The following is a 17,926-nucleotide window of genomic DNA, read 5'->3' on the forward strand; positions in this document are numbered from 1 at the left end:
GCACACGACTTTGGCAGGATTTTTTTGTACAAATACAACGTGGTCATCTTCTCAGTTAATTCACAACTCTTCACAGTTCTTTCACCTGCTTTTCTCGAAGTCTCAAAAGGTGTCGGCTATTCTGTAGTTGTGGATGAACTTGGCGTTTCACTCCGGAAAGAGCGCAACGCTTCTTTCAACAACGAGGTGTCGGTTCGATTCCGGCCTTCCACGTTTTCGCTAACATTTCTGGCGAAAGTAAACAGCTCTAAATAGTTTGGAAGAAACTGTGCCAACAGCCTGGTCAATTTTCCCCAAAGCGGAACACTACCAAACGTAGACCGCAAAAGACAAGTCACTTTCATTTTGTTATGAAAGTGACTTGTCTTTTCATTGTTAAAAAAATTCAGAGGTTGACTTTCTTGTTTTCATCGTGGAAAGTCAGTGATATGCACCTTTCATTATACGTAGGGTCATGTTTCTTCTACAGCCTCAGCAACTATTTATCGTGTGCATTTTCTTACTTAGATAATCAAATCTTCGCCATTTACCACTTAAAAATGATTCATATTACAGCCCTCTCCTGCCGCGAAGATTACGAAATATCAACCACAAGCAGATTCTATTTTGGTAAATCTCAAAATTTTAACACCCCCTTTGCTCTCCCGCCATCACCGTTTCAATTATAGGACCTAATGACTGGTTCAGTAATGAACTTTGAAGCTATCATTTCCTATTTTCCTAAAAATATATCCAATCAATTAGTAATTGTATATTCTTAATTAAAAAAGTGTTATTTCAGGTTTATCTATCAGAAAGCAGATTCCTTTTTACCAGCATAAAAAAAGATTTTTACGCTTTTAAGGAAAGTCCCCTAATTTACAGCGACACCCCGCCTTTTATAATTTTACGTAACCTTATCGAGCACTTTAAATCTTCCTCTTCAAAAAAACACTGCGTTTTTTAACTATCATATTTTCAAGTATGATAGAATCCTGTTTGCACCCTTTTTTACGCTATGCTATTGTTAAAGCTCTTCAAAAAGACAGGTTTGCAGCTGCTTTCCTCTTGAAATACTGAATAACCATACTAGGTGGGATAAATGATGCGAGAGATATTATCTAAACACGATTTAAGAATGCTTTTGTTTTTGGAAGAACTCAATAACTATCGTGAAAAGGTCTCTTTGGAGCAGCTTAGCGAGACCCTAAACATGTCAATGCGAACGCTTTCGAACTATATACAGGAATTTAACAATTTGAATCTACCACTTCATATTTCGACAAGTAATGGCGGAGTCGTTTTGCATATTCCAAATGACACTTCTTTTCGATATATTTACAAAGCAATTTATGAACAGAGTCTTGAGTTCTCATTGATACAACAATTGTTTATTGAAGAAAACCACTCTCTTGAGGAACTTGCCCTCAGCAATTTTGTAAGTGTTTCCACAATAAAGCGCGCCTTATCTCACATCCGAAAAGGTTTAAAAAAAGAAGGGATTCTTCTATCTCCTATAAAAAATACGCTTGAGGGTGGCGAAGAGAATATTCGACAAATGCTTAATTTCTTCTATGATGAAAAATATTTTGGAATAGAATTTATGACAAATAGTGAAAGCCAAGTTTTAAGAAAATTAGTTGTTGTATTATTCGAAGAAAAAGGAGTCAAGATCTATCAAAATCAATTACAAAAATATATGCGCTGGCTTTACATTAATGCCTATCGTGTGAGATATGGCCATACTGTTGCAGTCAAAGAAGCGAAATTCCAAGAAAGCAAACTATTTGAAGATAGACAATTTGTCGAAATGTTTCAAAGCGTATTTGCACTCCCCTTTACTCCTGAAGTTCTCAACGACCTGTTTTACCAACTAAATAATAATTACTATTTTTATAGCTATGAAGATATGATTGAAATCATCAGCCAAACCAAGGCTGGTTTAGCTTCGATTAATCGAATTCAGAGCGTCTTAACAAGTATCTCAATACGATTAGATGCGCCTTTATCTGATACTGTCAGGGAATTACTGACCATTGATTTCTACAATATTTTACATTTTCAAAACAAGCGGAGTTTTATTTTATACGATCGCAGAGAGCGCTTTACCAACTCTTTAACTAAACGTTATCCTCACATAAAAAATTTCTTGGTTCCGTTTCTAAACGACTTGGTTGAAGTCAGCTTATCTCGTGTCGAAACTGATGAGCTTTTGTATATTCTTTTGACACACTGGTATGAATTATTTGATCAGCTTTCCGCTTTTGAACAACCTACAAAACTATATTTATTATTGGACACGGATATTGAGCATGCACTTTTTATCAAAAGAGAACTTGAACGGTACTGTCGTCACAATATTCGCTGCATCCCTTTAATGGATATTGAAAGTCAAAAAGTAGAAGATACTGCTATTTTAGTAACTACTATCGCCGCTACTCCTAAAAACATAAAAAATGTCGTTTGTTTTTCTGATTATTTCAGTGATAGAAACTGGGAAGATTTAAATCGCCTAATTGAGAAGTTGTTGTTTACAAACCTTCATGCATAAGAAAATTGCCAGACATTTACTCTGGCAATTTTCTTTGGCTATTTTTTTATTTGAAACGAAGAATCAACCTTTCAATGAAAAAATGGGATCACCAAGTTGAATCAGCTGACTACCCAAAACTACGATAGATTCATAATTTCCAGAGTTCGTGATGATTACTGGTGAAATCACACTCTTGCCCAATTCTTCAATCCGCTCTCTATCAAATTTTAATAACTCTTGCCCCGCTACAACGCGATCTCCCTGCTTTACTAATGGTTCGAACCCTTTTCCTCCTAATTCGACTGTATCCAACCCAATATGGATCAACAATTCAACTCCATCGTCTGATTTTAGTCCAATCGCATGGTTTGAAGAAAATAACATAGTAACTTCTCCAGAAAATGGCGCACTGACTTTGCCAAGACTGGGAAGAATGCCTATGCCTTTCCCCATTGCTCCAGAAGAAAACACGGGATCAGGAATGTCTTCCAATGAAATCAACTCACCGGATAGTGGTGAATTGATAACGATTTCTGATATAGGCAAAGTAGAAGCTTGTTTTCCATACTCATTATCTCCCAATGAGACATCCACCATTTGATCTTCTTTTGTTTCATTGAAGCCAAATAAGACTGTTAAAATAGCTGCAGCTAGAAAGGCGATACTAATTCCAATCACACCCATTACTGCGCTGGAAGCTACCCCATTTCTACCAATCATATTAGGAATTGCTAAAATACTACTACTGAATGCAAAGGATTTCACCCCCATAAAAGCAACGAATCCGCCACCTAACGCACCACCAATCGAGGCCGCAATAAATGGTTTTCTCAGTGGCAACGTCACACCATACACAGTCGGTTCAGTGATTCCAAATATGGCAGTAATGCATCCTGAAAGGGCCATACTTTTCAAATTTTTGTCTTTTGCTTTGATAAATACGCCTAATGAAGCCCCCGCCTGCGCCAATACTCCCATAATTACCATCGGCAACATTACATCATAACCGAGGGTAGCAAAGTTTAGTAAGGTTAACGGAATAAAGCCCCAATGCATTCCAAAAATAACAAGAATTTGCCACAGTCCTCCTAATACGAGTCCTGTTAATACCGGGCTAAAGCCATAAAGTCCGTTGACTCCCTTACTAAGGACCGAGCCAATGATTGACCCCAGTGGACCAATCAGCAGGTAGGTTAATGGCACCATGACTACTAACGTACACAAAGTAACCCCGAAGATCAAAAATTTTGGCATGAATCTTTTAAAAAATCTCTCTACATAGCGCTGGATAAATACCGCCATAATGATTGGAAAAACGGTTGACGTATAGCCTGCACCATAAACAACAGGAATACCCAAAAATGTTAACCCTTCTGTTGTACTCAATGGATAGACCATCGCCATTGCTAGTGCCATTGCCAGATACTGATTTGTCTTAAATTTTTTCGCTGCCGTAAAAGCAATTGCGATGGGCAAGAATTTGAAAAAAGCATCGCCGGCTGCATTCAAAATCAGATAGGTTCCTGTACTCTCAAATGATGGTTCAATAAAAATTGCCAGACTAAGCAATCCTTTTAGTACCCCAGTGCCAGCAAGAATCGTTAAAAACGGGGTGAATATGGCTGAAATAACATCAATAAATGCCGAAATGATGCTCTGCTTTTCCGATTGTTCCAGTGTATCTGTCATTGTTCCAAGTTCAGAAGCCAGTGCATCATACACAGCGCCAACCTCATTTCCAATTACCACTTGGTACTGACCACTGTTCTGAACAACCTGGATAATGTTTTTGTTTCCTTTCAGACTAGCTGTGTCAGCAATAGCCTCATCTTTTAAACGAAATCTTAATCGTGTTGCACAATGGAAAACATCGTTAATATTTTCTTTTCCCCCAACACCTTTTAAAATTTCTTTTGCTAAATTTGTATAATCCATCATTTATTCTCCTTCAGACAGCCTAAATTTTGACCATGGCTGTAATTTATCTAGTAAGCTGAACGCTTCTGGTGTCAAAGTTCCTACATAATTGTAACGACCTTTATCATTTGCTATATCTTTCAGAGCAATATGAAGCTCGCCTTTATACTGACCAAAGTGATTATTTGCAATCGCAATATCCCCTTTTTTTAAGTCGCGGTTATCTTTAGATGAAATCGCTTCTTTTTTATATTTGAATCTCGGCAGACTCGAACGTAGTAAAAAATCTGACCGATCTCCGCGAAAGCTATGAAGCTCATCAAGAATAATGGCTTTCTCAATTTTCGTTAGGTTGTCATTTAGTACAACTGAAAAGCTAGGATGTGTGGCAAAATACACCGCAGCAATTGCTTCTAACTCAGCTTGGCTGGCATAGGCATTTCCAATGATAATTGTGTTAATTGAATCCACTAGTTTGTAATACATTATTTGGCTTGTGACGGATTGTGTACGATGCTGCTCCAAAGTACATAGCCCATCTTGAAGTGGCCACGGACCAATTTTTCCTTTTTTGCTTGTAATAAATGCAGCTGTTTCAATTTGATAGTTTCTAAATTGGCTCGTGCATTTCTCAAAGTGACTTTCACTAAGACCAGAAAATTCCATTGGATAAAAATTATGTGAGCCAATTAGATTTTTTCTATCTGGTGAGAATGACATGATGTTGTCGATATACTTCGTCCCGATACTCATATTTACTTCTATCTTGATTCCGTATGGATTTCTTGTCATCTCTGCTTCTTCACGACCAGTAAAGCCCATATCCAATCGAATAGCATACGCACCCAAATCAGCGAAAAAAAATAAATCATCATAAGAGATCGCTAATTGCTTCATAATTTGTGGATTAATATCTACCACCACGTCCATGCCAATTTCTTTTGCAAATTTTACTGTGTTAGAAAAAGAATTCATTACCTCCTTAGTGTCTCCTTCTATCTCCAACAAACTTGTAAAAACACGTCGATAGCCCAATTTGAAGGCTCTTCGAATGTAATCTTTATCTTCTTCAAAGCTTGTTTTCTCTGGATATAACGAAATACCTAACGTCATTTCAAACCAACTTTCTTTTTTTGATATATGTCTATTATCTACGTTAGGAAAAGGCATTCAAGCTCACAAACTGACTGGTGCTCTGCAAAAATTGAATTCAACTACCTGCTATCTTTTCAAAAGTAAATTTTTCTTATACTGATGCTTTATCCCATCTTTAACGAAATGGTCTGAAGAAATATCCTAACAGCAGCTATCAGCTTTTGTACTAGAATTATGCCAATGAATTCAAAAAATTGACAAAAAACAAGCAAAGTTATTAAATGGACATATCCACTAATGGACATGTCCATTTAATAACTTTACGAGGTGAACAGATGAACGAAATAAATTTGAGTAGATATTTGGCAGCCATTTATCGTCAAACAAAAAAGGAATGGAACACGCAACATAATCAAAGTAACTTAGGGGCCACCCAAACTGATATCCTCATGTTTGCCTTAAGAAATCCCCATCAAATTCAAAAAGATATTGCCCGTCGTATGGCAATTGACCCCAGCCTTTTGACGAGAGATCTAAAATTTTTAGAGAAAGAAGGCTTGATTGTTCGGACAAGTAATGATGAATCACGGGCATACTATATTGATCTAACAAGTAAAGGAATCCAGTATGCAAAGACAATTGGCAGTGAAATGGAACAGTGGTGGCAGGCTTTTTTTGCAAGTCACCCAGAAATAAATCAACAACTATTTACCGAACAATTAAAGCTAGTATATGAGGCCTTTAATGCCGATAAGTAGTTAGAAATAGGTGAGGAAAACGAATAATACAGCACACAATCAAGAACACGTAACAAATAGACTATTGATTACCATAATCGTTCTGCTGACTACTTTCATTAGTATGATGAGTCAAACCATGATGGTCACAGCACTTCCTTTAATTGGAAATGTAATGCATGAGCCATTAACTACTGTGCAATGGTTGACCACCGGCTACACGTTAATGATTGGTATCATTACACCACTAACATCCAATCTTTATGAAAAATACAGCAGCCGGAAAATTTTCTTATCGCTACTTATTATTTTCGCCCTTGGAACGGGAATTGCCGCACTTTCTACTAATTTTTGGATGCTCCTACTAGGTAGATTGCTTCAAGCCGCTTCCGGGGGATTTCTAATGACCTTTCAGATGACAACAATGATGACGATCTATCCCCCAGCTATTCGAGGAACTGTAATGGGTCTTTCGACATTTGTTATTGCCTTTGGTCCTGCGGTGGGTCCTACAATTGCAGGATTTATCGTAACAAATTTTGACTGGCGTTATCTGTTTATTAGTATTTTACCCATTATTATCATTATCTTTTTTATTAGTCTTTGGAAATTCCCCAACTATTCCAACACGAAACCCGTCAAAATTGACCTTATATCGGTAATTGAATCATTTCTAGCTGTTACTCTGATTATGTTAAGCATAACAATTTCTACGACTCATCTTTCAGTAGGAATCGCGATGTTAGTCATTGGACTGCTCATCGGAGGAAGCTTTATCTACAGACAACTGCATATGAAAAAGCCACTTTTAGATATTCGAATATTGCGACAGTCCTCCTTTTTAAGAATGACTGTCATCAGTATTTTTGCATACATTATCTTAGTGGGTTTGGGACAAATATTTTCAATTTATGCGCAAGTCAAACTAGCAGCGACTAGCTTAACAACTGGGCTTATCTTGTTACCAGGAGCCATCCTTAATGCATTTTCTTCGATTGCTGTCGGAAAAATGTATGATAATCATGGACCAAAAAAACTTATTTTCTTTGGTAGTCTCTTGATGTTTGTTTCCTTTGCACTATTTTTTATCCCTGGTTTAGAAATAACATTAGGGATGCTTTCTATCGTGTATACAATTATCCTTTTGGGAATTGGATTCGTTTTTTCACCTTCTCTTACAGAAGCATTTAGCGATATCCCTGCAAGTCAAATAAGCCAAGCGACTGCGTTGAACAATACGTTAAGACAAATTTTTGCGTCAATTATGATAACTATCATGATTATTGTTATGACGGCTCCTGTTTCGATGGCGGTGGGCTTAAAATGGACAATGCTTATTGGCGCATTTCTCAGCCTTTTCATCTCCATCTCCATTATCAAATTTAAATCGCAGCCTTAGAGAAACCAATTACAATGGTAAAAACCGCCCTGAAGAATTTGGTTCTTGGGCGGTTTTTACTATAAGTTTGTGGAGTGGCTCTCATCTTTTTTATAATCACGTAATCTGTAACCAACACCGATTTCAGTTATGACATATTCTGGATTTAATGTATCGGTCTCTATCTTTTTACGGATGTTTGACATATTTACTCGTAATGTCTGCGTATCGGTACTATAGGGACCCCAAACTTCTGTCATCAGTGTTTGATAGGTTACAATTTTGCCTAATTCATGGAACATCCGTGCCAGAATTCGATATTCATTTTTAGTCAAATGGATTTCGTTTCCAGCTTTATAGACCAATTGCTTAGAAAAATCAATCATCAATTCTTTATTTTCGATAATTGTTTCACTATCACTGGAGCCGCTTTGATGGCGCAATGCGGTCCGAATCCGCGCAAGCAGTTCATTAGTTCCAAAAGGTTTCGTTACATAATCGTCGGCTCCCAAATCCAAAGCATTTACTTTCTCTACTTCGTTATTTCGGGCCGAAATAACGATAATAGGTAATTGCATTCGTTTACGAATAATTTTTAGCAAGTCAATCCCATCGATATCCGGGAGACCCAGATCCAGTAGAATTAAATCAATTGAAGTGGTTTGCATTATCGTCAATGCTTCCATCCCTGTACCAGCAACCGATAAGTGATAGTTTTCTTGGCCTAAAACCACTTCCATAAAGTCTGTGATATTGGAATCATCTTCAATCAGTAAAATGGCTGGCTTCATAGTAATTCTCCTCATTTCAAATAAATTCTAACAACTGTTTTTCCCCCATGAACGATCATTTCCATTTTACCATTGTGCGCGTGAACAATGGTTTTTACAATGCTTAAACCAATGCCCAGTCCATTTTTTGAATCCACCGGCACTTCATTTGTATTGATTAAATTTGACTGAATCTTTTGAAATTGTTCCAAGGGAATTTCTCCATCATTTTCAATTTCAAAGACAGTTTGTTCCCTCTCTTGGGCTACCGACAGCCGAACAGGATGCTTTTGCTCTCCGTGTCTAAAAGCATTCTCCACTAAATTAAAAAGCGCTTGCTCGATTAAAATAGGATCCGCTTGTATAAAAATGACATCCTGAGGCAAATGAACAATCACTTGTTCTTTAGGATAAACTTTTTTCAGATGTTTATAAACGGCTTCCACAATCTCCTCTACAGGTTCCATTGTTTTCGTAACCTTCATTGTATCCATATTGATGCGGGTAATTGATAGTAAATTTTCTACCATACGAATGAGCCATTGTGATTCTTCCTGAATATCACGCAATAGTTTTTGTCGAGTGGCTTCTTTTAAATCCGTTCCTACACCTAATGTCTCTGTAATTCCGGAAATAACGGTGAGAGGGGTTCTTAAATCATGGGAGACAGCTCGCAAAAGGTTACTTCGTACTTTTTCCCGCTCATTTTCCAACTCTACTCGCTCTTTTTCATTTTTTAATTCTGTTTGTTCCAAAATTACAGCGATTTGCGTCAAGACCAATCTTAAGTAATTCAGCTGATTATTTTCTAGTTCAAGACCACTTCTTCTTTCTACACCTAACACAGCAAAGGTTTTACCACTTGCGACGATTGGTAAATAAAACCCTTTTGCACCAATTAAAGTATCCGTTCCATTTCCTGCTTCTCTCTGATTTTTAGCAGACCAAAAAGCAACAGCTGCTTCATCCGGGTTATTTAGAATGGATTTTTTTCCAGCCAGAAAATGTACACTCTCAACGTTCGCTTGAGAATCAAAGAGTATAATTTCACGTTCCAGCAATCTAGACAAATAGGTTGCTGAAATATCAAATATTTGTTCGCGGCTTTCGGCTAAAACGTACTGTTTGTTCAGTTCATAGAGAATCTCCATCTGATGTTCTTTTTCCATTGAGTTTTCTGCTTGCTTTTTCAAACGAACCATCAAATTACTGATCATTAGTGCCACAATCAGCATAATCAACAATGTAATAGGATACCCTTGCTTATAAACCGTTAACGAATATAATGGTTCGACAAAAAACCAGTTAAAAGAGAGCACGCTCAAAATGGAAGATAACGCACTCCAAAAGTAGCCGGAGGTGGTTCGTGCGACTAGTAAGATGAAAAATATATAAACAAGCATCAAATTCTGATCACCAACATGGAGATACTGCATCAATTCCGTCACAACAGTGGCTAAAAGGACGCTGCCCAGTGCAATGCCTAAATCCTTTCCACCACCCTCAATCACCTTTCGCACATTCAATAAAAAGGGCGACTTTTCTTCACTAAAGGGAATCAAGTGAATTTCTGTATCCGTTAGACGTCTTAGTAGACGATCATCAAAATCTTCAGAAAAAATTTTTTCATACCAAGGCTGTCGTAAATTTTTTCCCATAATAATATCTGTCACACCGGTCATTTTAGCAAATTCTACAATGGTCTCAAAACTATCATCTTCTTCAATACTAATTACTTCTGCCCCCAGCTTATCCGCTAACGAAATATTCGTAGAGGTATGCTCCTCAGATGCACGTATCTGAATAACCGTCCACTCGGCGCCTAAGCCTTGTGCTAATCGCGCTGTCCAACGAATACACTTTTCCGTCATCTTAGGAAAAGCATCATTGACGACTGTCAAAAGTTTACTTTGAATGCCACTCGTCTTGCTGCTTATTCGGTTAATATGGTCGGAGGCCCGCTGAATAGCAAGACCTCTTAATTGATCTAATTTTTTTGGAATGAAAAAGTTTTCCAGGGCACGACGGGCATTTTCATTTGCGTAAATCTTCCCTTGATTCAACCGTTCAATCAGTTCTTCAGGTTCTACATCAATGACTTTTATCGTCGCTTGCTGCAAAAAAGTATCTGGTACCGTTTCTTTGACTTCAATCCCGGTTACTTCTGACACAATATCATTCAGACTTTCCAAATGTTGCACATTAATAGTGGTGAAGACATCAATTCCTGCATTTAAGAGCTCATCAACATCTTGATAACGTTTACGATTTCGAGAGCCTTCCGCATTTGTATGTGCCAATTCATCAATCAGCACGATTTCCGGCTTTCGTGCGATGATCTCGTCAATATCCGGTTCGAGTAAAATCAATTGTTTATAGGCGATTTTTTTGGGTAAAATTTGTGGCAATCCTTTTAACAAGCGATTAGTATCTGGCCGTTCATGAGGCTCAATATAGCCCACCATCACATTTTTTCCCATCTCTAATAGTTCATGAGCTTCTGCCAGCATCCCATAGGTTTTCCCAACACCGGCTGCAAAACCAAAGAAGACTCGTAATCGCCCTCGACTTCCATCCCCTACTTGTGCTTGATTCGACATTTACTAACCCCCTATTGAAAATAGAGAAGAATTCCCTGGCTCTTTTTAATCACGAGCCAGAGAACTACCCATTATGTTCTCAGTTTATCTAATGCAAGGTTTAACTGCAAAACATTCACGAAATATCGATTAGAAAACCAATCTTTTTGACGATATTTATCAAGAAGACCCTGAATTATCTCTTTAGATAAACCACGTTTTTTAGCAATACGATCTATTTGAAACCTGGCTGCTTCTAAACTAATGTCGGGATCTACACCACTAGCTGAAGCTGTGACTAAATCAACAGGAACTTTTTTTTGAGTTGGGTTCTTTTCTAATTCATTTATCACCCGTTTTTGAACAAGTCTCGCTTGCTCTATTGAAACTGGCGATAACTGTCTTACCTGGGTATCACGTCCCGAAAAATACTTGTCTTGTTGAAACGATTGTCCAATCAATTTTGAACCAACGACCTGACTGTCTATGGTTATCTTACTCCCATTAGCCTGTTCTGAAAAAAATAATTGACCTATACCTGTAACTGCTAAGGTATACACACCACCAAATACAAGCAAGCTCAAAAGTAAAAATCTCAAGCTGCTAAAAAGAATCTTTTTCATGAAGATTACTCCTTCTTATAGAATAATTACTGACAAAACGATGTCGATGAGTTTAATGAAGATAAAAGGTGCGATGACACCACCAAGTCCGTAGACCAATAGATTATGCCGCAAAATTTGACTGGCAGGCTTCTCTTGATATTTTACCCCTCTTAGTGCTAGTGGGATTAGTGCCACAATAATCACTGCATTATAAATTACTGCAGCTAAAATAGCCGTCAATGGGCTCCCCAATCTCATGATGTTCAATTGATCTAGTTGAGGATAAATACTATAAAACAATACGGGTATAACAGCAAAATACTTTGCAATGTCATTTGCAATACTGAATGTTGTAAGTGCACCTCGTGTCATTAAAAGTTGTTTGCCAATTTGTACGACTTGCAGCAGTTTCGTTGGACTTGAATCTAAGTCAATCATGTTCCCGGCTTCTTTTGCTGCTTGTGTTCCCGTATTCATTGCCATCGCTACATCGGCTTGAGCTAGGGCTGGGGCGTCGTTTGTCCCGTCGCCTGTCATGGCCACCAGATGCCCCTTTTCTTGATACTCGCGAATCAAATCCATTTTATTTTCCGGTGTCGCTTCAGCTAAAAAATCATCAACACCCGCTTCTGCAGCAATGGCCGCTGCCGTCAAGGGATTATCTCCAGTAATCATGATAGTTTTGATTCCCATTTTACGCATATCCGAGAACTTTTCTTTCACACCATTTTTTACAATATCTTTTAAATAAACAACACCCATAACTCGATAATTTTTGACAACTACTAAAGGTGTGCCCCCTGCCCGCGCTACCCTATCAACAATTTCATCACATTTAGGCGGGTATAGCTCACCTTTTGATTGCACATACTGTTTCATCGTATCGGCAGCGCCTTTTCGAATCTCATCGCCGTGATAATCAATGCCACTCATTCGCGTTTTTGCGCTAAAGTCGATAAATTTCACCTCGGACTTTCGAAATTCTCGTTCCCGTATATTAAATCGTTCCTTCGCTAAGATTACGATACTACGACCTTCTGCCGTTTCATCGGCTAAAGAGGAGAGCTGTGCCACATCTGCAAGCTGTTCTTCACTTACCCCATTAACTGGTAAAAATTCACTTGCTCGCCGATTTCCTAAAGTAATTGTGCCGGTTTTATCTAGCAAAAGGACATCTACGTCCCCTGCTGCTTCAATCGCACGTCCACTCATGGCGATGACATTCTCTTTTGTCAAACGACTCATACCAGCAATTCCGATGGAAGAAATCAATGCGCCAATTGTTGTAGGTGCTAAACAAATTAGCAAGGCAATAACAATAATCATAGAAAGTGCTTCTCCTTTTCCTGATAATTGACTGCTAAAGTCAGTAAAAGGAATCAGAGTAATAGCGACCGTCAAAAAAATAATCGTCAATGTAATCAAAAAAATCTGTAAACCAACTTCATTCGGCGTCTTTTTTCGTTGTGTCCCTTCCACCATAGCAATCATTTTGTCTAAAAATGATTCACCATTCTCCGAAGTGACACGAATGACAAGATAGTCCGAAACAACGGTTGTCCCACCTGTCACAGCACTGCGGTCGCCACCAGATTCCCTAATAACAGGGGCCGATTCACCTGTTATAGCACTTTCGTCAACTGAAGCTGCCCCTTCAATTACATCACCGTCGGCAGGGATTTGCTCCCCGGCTCTCACGTAAACGAGATCATCCCGCTTCAAATCCGACGATCGTAGTTCGATAAAGTGCTCGCTTTTAATATCATCAAGATGATTGATTTTGTATGTCATGACCTCTTTTTTTGCCTGTTTTAGACTATCCGCTTGTGCTTTTCCACGACCTTCTGCTACTGCTTCTGCAAAATTTGCAAAGAGTAAGGTCAGCCATAAAAAAATAGTTATAGAGATACTAAACCAGAGTGGGACACGCATCGGATAAAAACATAATAGCGTAGTCGCAATCGCTCCTAAATAGACAACAAACATGACTGGATTTCTAATTTGTTGACGGGGATCCATCTTTTTAAAGGATTGCCCTATAGCCCACTGATAAACGTTTTTCATCATTTTTCTTCTCCTCTACCTCTGTGTAAAAAATTCTGCAATTGGACCTAATGCCAATGAAGGCAAAAAGCTTAATGCGCCAATTACCAAAATCACAATCATTAACATTGATACAAAAGTTGGACTAACTGTTGATAATGTTCCCGAACCCAAGGCCGCTTTTTTCTTAGCTCCCATATTTTCGGCTAGAAATAGAATTGCTATTATTGGTAAATATCTCGAGATAAGCATAAGTAGACTGCCTAAACCATTTAAAAATGGTGTATTTGCCAATAGTCCGCCAAAAGCACTTCCGTTATTATTTGCTAGGGATGTAGCGCCATATAATAGTTCACTAAAGGCATGGGGGCCACGGTTAGTCAACCAACTCATAATATCTGGATGCAAAACCAGTGCCATAGCACCAAAAAGTGTAAGCATTAAAGGGGTTAAGATAACCAAGCTGGCCATTTTGATATCAAAAGCTTCAATCTTTTTTCCAAGATATTCCGGTGTACGTCCAACTAATAACCCTGCAATAAAAACAGCCAACATGAGAAAGGCCAACATGCCATAAAGGCCACTTCCCACTCCTCCAAAAATAATCTCACCCAGTTGCATTAAAAACATGGGTACGGCTCCGCCAAGAGGGGTAAAACTGTCTAATACTGAATTTACAGAGCCATTCGAAGCCGCGGTAGTCGCGACTGCCCATAAACTTGACCAGCCAATACCAAATCGCACTTCTTTTCCTTCAAAATTCATTTCGCCTAATAGTTGCGCACCATTTACTCCAATAAATTCACTAAATGCTACTCCAAGAAATGCTAACGATAAAAAGACCAGCGAAACAGTTAAGATCGTTCGCCCTTGTTTCCAATCTTTCATCCAAAAGCCAAAGGTAAAAATTAGAGCTGCCGGAATCAAAAGAATCGCAATGTTTTCCAAAAAGTTGGATAAGAGAGTTGGATTCTCAAATGGATACGCAGAGTTGGCACCAAAGAAACCACCACCATTTGTTCCAAGCTGTTTAATTGCTACTTGGCTGGCTACTGGTCCTAGAGATAGCCATGCTTCTTTTCCCTCCAATCCCTGATAAGAGATACCAGATTGAAAAGTTTGCACGACGCCTTGTGAGATGAGTATAACTGCTAGAATAAAGGATAATGGCAACAGAATATAGACCAAGCTGCGGGTCAAATCTTGCCAGAAATTTCCTAACCCTTTCTTTTTAACTTGAGAAAGGCCACGAAGAAGTGCTATTAGCACAGAAAGACCAATGCCTGCCGATACAAAATTTTGAACAGTCAGTCCAAACATTTGCGACAGATTGGACAAGGTCGTTTCCCCTGCAAAAGCTTGCCAGTTTGTATTGGTTACAAAACTTACTGCTGTATTTATCGCCAATGACACGGAAAGATTTTCTACAGTGGCACCTCCCGGTAAAAAATGTTGCGTCATCAGTAGTAACATGAGCAACAGGATGGAACAAAAGCTCAATAGTAACAGTGTAAAGAGATAACGCTTGGCTGACATTTCTTTTTTACTAGCCGGTCCAATCACTTTGTAAAATAGGCGCTCCAAAGGTCGTAAAAAACCAACTCCTTTAGGTACTCTTCCCTGCATAATTTCTTTTATATACCAACCTAATGGCACCGCTAATAACAATAGGATAAACAGAAAAAAAATCCCTTGATAAACAACGCTACTCATAATTCTTCCCCCTTAAATAAAAACCAGAAAAGATAGATCATCAACAGAAAACCAATGATGCCCAAAAAAACTATCACTCTATTTCACTCCTTTTTTCATTGCTCGCTATGAAATCATTCGACTTCCTTTACATTGCAACTATACAAAAAAGCATATAAAGATAGTGTGAAACTTTGATTCGTTTCTTTACACTATCTTTATATGCTGCATCAATACTTGAGAGTCATGAGCTATTTGCATTTTTTATTCCCAACAATACTTCTTTTAAAAAGCTGATTCATTATCCCTGAAAACGTGTTGTGACTTTCTGATGCCTTTTTAATCTTGAAAACCGGGCTCGTTTTCCTACTTTGCCCTGAATTAAGCAATTGTCAAAATCAGCTTTCTATCCCATTGAATTTTCAGATAGTACACCACTATTCTGGTTCACAAAAAAATAGCTTAAGCCGGAACACCTAACCCTCTTTACCAGAAAAAGATAGAATTTGCGAGTAATTATAAGAGTGATTCAGTGATAAGCTGAAAACTGCCTGATAATCAGTATTAAAAACTGTCTTTCTTTTTCCATCAAAAACTTGCAAAAGAAAAAAGATCCACAACCCATGATGAATGTGGGATTGCGGACCATAGTAAAAATGTATTTTTTCAGGGGAGATTTTGGGGGAGTATTCTTGAAAACAGCCTTGTTATTTCACTTTTTTTCAGACAACCCCTTATTTCTTCTTAGGTTCATCCTCATCCATTTTCAGAACAGCCATGAAGGCTTCTTGCGGTACTTCCACTGAGCCAATCTGCTTCATACGCTTTTTGCCTTCTTTTTGTTTTTCCAAAAGTTTGCGTTTACGGGAAACGTCACCGCCGTAACATTTGGCTAGGACATTTTTACGCAGCGCTTTGATATCAGAGCGGGCAACGATTTTTTGTCCGATGGCAGCTTGGATGGGCACTTCAAATTGTTGACGCGGGATGAGTTGTTTCAGTTTTTCAACGATGGCTTTGCCTCGTTCATAGGCAAAATCGCGGTGAACAATAAAGCTTAAGGCATCGACTGTTTCACCATTTAATAAGATATCCATCTTCACGAGTTTACTTGCCCGATAACCGGACATTTCATAATCGAGAGAGGCATATCCTTTAGTGGAGGATTTTAATTTGTCAAAAAAGTCGAACACGATTTCAGACAACGGAATCTCGTAAACGACGTTGACCCGATACTCATCCAGGTAATCCATCGTTACAAATTCGCCGCGTTTTCGTTGAGAAAGCTCCATTACAGCACCTACATAGTCATTGGGAACCATGATTTGTGCTTTCACGTAAGGCTCTTCTACGTCTTGGATTGAAACTGGGTCCGGGAAGTCTGCCGGATTGTCAACGACTATCGTTGAACCGTCTGTCTTATTAACATGGTAAATAACCGAAGGCGCGGTGGTGATTAGTTCCAGATTAAATTCGCGTTCCAACCGCTCTTGCACGACATCCATATGGAGCAGACCCAAGAAGCCACAACGGAAGCCAAAGCCCAACGCTTGGGAGGTTTCCGGTTCAAATTGCAGCGCCGAATCGTTCAACTCTAATTTTTCCAGCGCTTCTCGCAGATCGTTGTAGCGGGACGTCTCGATAGGATACAGTCCACAAAAGACCATTGGATTCATTTTACGATAACCTGGAAGCGCTTCTGTCGCTGGGTTTTCTGCCAAGGTTACCGTGTCCCCGACGCGAGTGTCGGCAACGGTTTTGATAGAGGCGGTCAAATACCCGACATCTCCCACCATCAGATAATCCCGTTGAATAGCTTTTGGCGAAAACACGCCGACTTCTGTTACTTCAAAAGTTTTGCCATTACTCATCAATTGAATTTTATCCCCAGGTCGTACCACACCATCCATTACCCGAATGTTGAGTACCACCCCGCGATAGCTGTCATAAACAGAGTCAAAGATCAGTGCCTTCAAAGGCGCAGTCACATCTCCAGTCGGTGCCGGCACGTATTCTACAATCTGTTCCAGAATATCTTCAATACCAATACCCGCTTTGGCACTGGCTAACACAGCTTCTGATGCATCAATTCCGATGACGTCTTCGATTTCTTTGCGGACTCGCTCAGGATCGGCAGCCGGCAGATCGATCTTGTTAATGACTGGTAGAATCTCCAAATCATTGTCCAAGGCTAAATAAACATTGGCAAGTGTCTGGGCTTCAATCCCTTGGGCCGCATCTACCACCAACACCGCCCCTTCACAGGCTGCCAGACTGCGGGAGACTTCATAAGTAAAATCCACATGTCCCGGTGTGTCGATTAAGTGAAAAATATAGGTTTCACCGTCTTTAGCGGTATAATTCAGCTCAATAGCATTTAGCTTGATAGTGATTCCTCGTTCACGTTCCAGATCCATAGAATCCAACAGTTGATCTTGCATTTCCCGTTTGGTCACGGTATGGGTTTGTTCTAAGATTCGGTCTGCCAATGTAGACTTTCCGTGATCGATATGGGCAATAATGGAAAAATTACGAATCCGTTCTTGCCGATTCTGCATGTCTTGTATGTTCAACTTGATTCCTCATTTCATTTCATTC

Annotated in this window: 11 protein-coding genes; 3 read left to right on the forward strand and 8 right to left on the reverse strand. The window is 39.0% G+C overall.

The genetic code is table 11. The annotated features are described in order from the left end of the window. Window positions 1-1,084: 1,084 nt before the first annotated feature. Window positions 1,085-2,530: a helix-turn-helix domain-containing protein gene (locus BAU14_RS13800; protein ID WP_161900686.1), complete on the forward strand. Its 1,446-nt coding sequence runs from the start codon at window positions 1,085-1,087 to the stop codon at window positions 2,528-2,530. A 63-nt stretch (window positions 2,531-2,593) separates the two neighbouring features. On the opposite strand, the gene BAU14_RS13805 is transcribed toward BAU14_RS13800, so the two are convergent. Both BAU14_RS13805 and BAU14_RS13810 read right to left on the reverse strand, forming a co-directional pair. Beyond that, complete coding sequence (locus BAU14_RS13805) at window positions 2,594-4,447, reverse strand: beta-glucoside-specific PTS transporter subunit IIABC (protein ID WP_161900687.1); 1,854 nt, start codon at window positions 4,445-4,447, stop codon at window positions 2,594-2,596. A gap of 3 nt (window positions 4,448-4,450) precedes the next feature. Further along, window positions 4,451-5,542 carry a DUF871 domain-containing protein gene (locus BAU14_RS13810; protein ID WP_161900688.1) on the reverse strand — a complete coding sequence of 364 codons (1,092 nt, stop codon included), beginning with the start codon at window positions 5,540-5,542 and terminating at the stop codon, window positions 4,451-4,453. Window positions 5,543-5,859: 317 nt separating this feature from the next. On the opposite strand from BAU14_RS13810, the gene BAU14_RS13815 reads away from it, so the two are divergent. Together BAU14_RS13815 and BAU14_RS13820 are read left to right on the forward strand one after the other, a co-directional pair. Then, window positions 5,860-6,282 (forward strand): MarR family winged helix-turn-helix transcriptional regulator, encoded by a 423-nt coding sequence (locus BAU14_RS13815; RefSeq protein ID WP_161900689.1) that lies wholly within the window; start codon window positions 5,860-5,862, stop codon window positions 6,280-6,282. 10 nt (window positions 6,283-6,292) lie between these two features. Next, a complete protein-coding gene (locus BAU14_RS13820) occupies window positions 6,293-7,660 on the forward strand; it encodes an MFS transporter (RefSeq protein WP_272927994.1) in 1,368 nt (455 codons plus the stop codon). Window positions 7,661-7,719: 59 nt separating this feature from the next. Here the strand turns inward: BAU14_RS13820 and BAU14_RS13825 are convergent, their stop codons facing one another. The 6 genes from BAU14_RS13825 to lepA all read right to left on the reverse strand — a co-directional run bounded on the left by BAU14_RS13825 (window position 7,720) and on the right by lepA (window position 17,886). Then, window positions 7,720-8,430, reverse strand: coding sequence for a response regulator (locus tag BAU14_RS13825; RefSeq protein ID WP_161900691.1), 711 nt, complete (start codon window positions 8,428-8,430; stop codon window positions 7,720-7,722). Window positions 8,431-8,441: 11 nt separating this feature from the next. After that, entirely contained in the window at window positions 8,442-11,009 is a 2,568-nt protein-coding gene (locus BAU14_RS13830; protein WP_161900692.1) for a sensor histidine kinase, read from the reverse strand. 71 nt (window positions 11,010-11,080) lie between these two features. Beyond that, entirely contained in the window at window positions 11,081-11,611 is a 531-nt protein-coding gene (locus BAU14_RS13835; protein WP_161900693.1) for a potassium-transporting ATPase subunit C, read from the reverse strand. A 15-nt stretch (window positions 11,612-11,626) separates the two neighbouring features. Continuing rightward, window positions 11,627-13,657 (reverse strand): potassium-transporting ATPase subunit KdpB, encoded by a 2,031-nt coding sequence (kdpB, locus tag BAU14_RS13840; RefSeq protein WP_161900751.1) that lies wholly within the window; start codon window positions 13,655-13,657, stop codon window positions 11,627-11,629. Between the two features lie 15 nt (window positions 13,658-13,672). Further along, on the reverse strand, window positions 13,673-15,349 hold the full coding sequence (gene kdpA / locus BAU14_RS13845) for a potassium-transporting ATPase subunit KdpA (protein WP_161900694.1): 1,677 nt from the start codon (window positions 15,347-15,349) through the stop codon (window positions 13,673-13,675). A gap of 713 nt (window positions 15,350-16,062) precedes the next feature. Continuing rightward, the gene (lepA, locus tag BAU14_RS13850) at window positions 16,063-17,886 is read right to left on the reverse strand and encodes a translation elongation factor 4 (protein ID WP_272927995.1); all 1,824 of its coding nucleotides are present in this window, start codon (window positions 17,884-17,886) and stop codon (window positions 16,063-16,065) included. Window positions 17,887-17,926 lie beyond the last annotated feature (40 nt).

The organism is Candidatus Enterococcus leclercqii, assembly GCF_009933135.1.
GTDB lineage: Bacteria > Bacillota > Bacilli > Lactobacillales > Enterococcaceae > Enterococcus_C > Enterococcus_C leclercqii.

Excerpts from the sequence above, each read along its gene's own strand:
- BAU14_RS13835 (WP_161900693.1), bottom strand. The coding sequence starts at position 11,611 with ATGAAAAAGATTCTTTTTAGCAGCTTGAGATTTTTACTTTTGAGCTTG.
- BAU14_RS13830 (WP_161900692.1), bottom strand. The coding sequence starts at position 11,009 with ATGTCGAATCAAGCACAAGTAGGGGATGGAAGTCGAGGGCGATTACGA.
- kdpB (WP_161900751.1), bottom strand. The coding sequence starts at position 13,657 with ATGAAAAACGTTTATCAGTGGGCTATAGGGCAATCCTTTAAAAAGATG.
- BAU14_RS13810 (WP_161900688.1), bottom strand. The coding sequence starts at position 5,542 with ATGACGTTAGGTATTTCGTTATATCCAGAGAAAACAAGCTTTGAAGAA.
- BAU14_RS13800 (WP_161900686.1), top strand. The coding sequence starts at position 1,085 with ATGCGAGAGATATTATCTAAACACGATTTAAGAATGCTTTTGTTTTTG.
- BAU14_RS13825 (WP_161900691.1), bottom strand. The coding sequence starts at position 8,430 with ATGAAGCCAGCCATTTTACTGATTGAAGATGATTCCAATATCACAGAC.
- lepA (WP_272927995.1), bottom strand. The coding sequence starts at position 17,886 with ATGCAGAATCGGCAAGAACGGATTCGTAATTTTTCCATTATTGCCCAT.
- BAU14_RS13805 (WP_161900687.1), bottom strand. The coding sequence starts at position 4,447 with ATGGATTATACAAATTTAGCAAAAGAAATTTTAAAAGGTGTTGGGGGA.
- BAU14_RS13815 (WP_161900689.1), top strand. The coding sequence starts at position 5,860 with ATGAACGAAATAAATTTGAGTAGATATTTGGCAGCCATTTATCGTCAA.
- kdpA (WP_161900694.1), bottom strand. The coding sequence starts at position 15,349 with ATGAGTAGCGTTGTTTATCAAGGGATTTTTTTTCTGTTTATCCTATTG.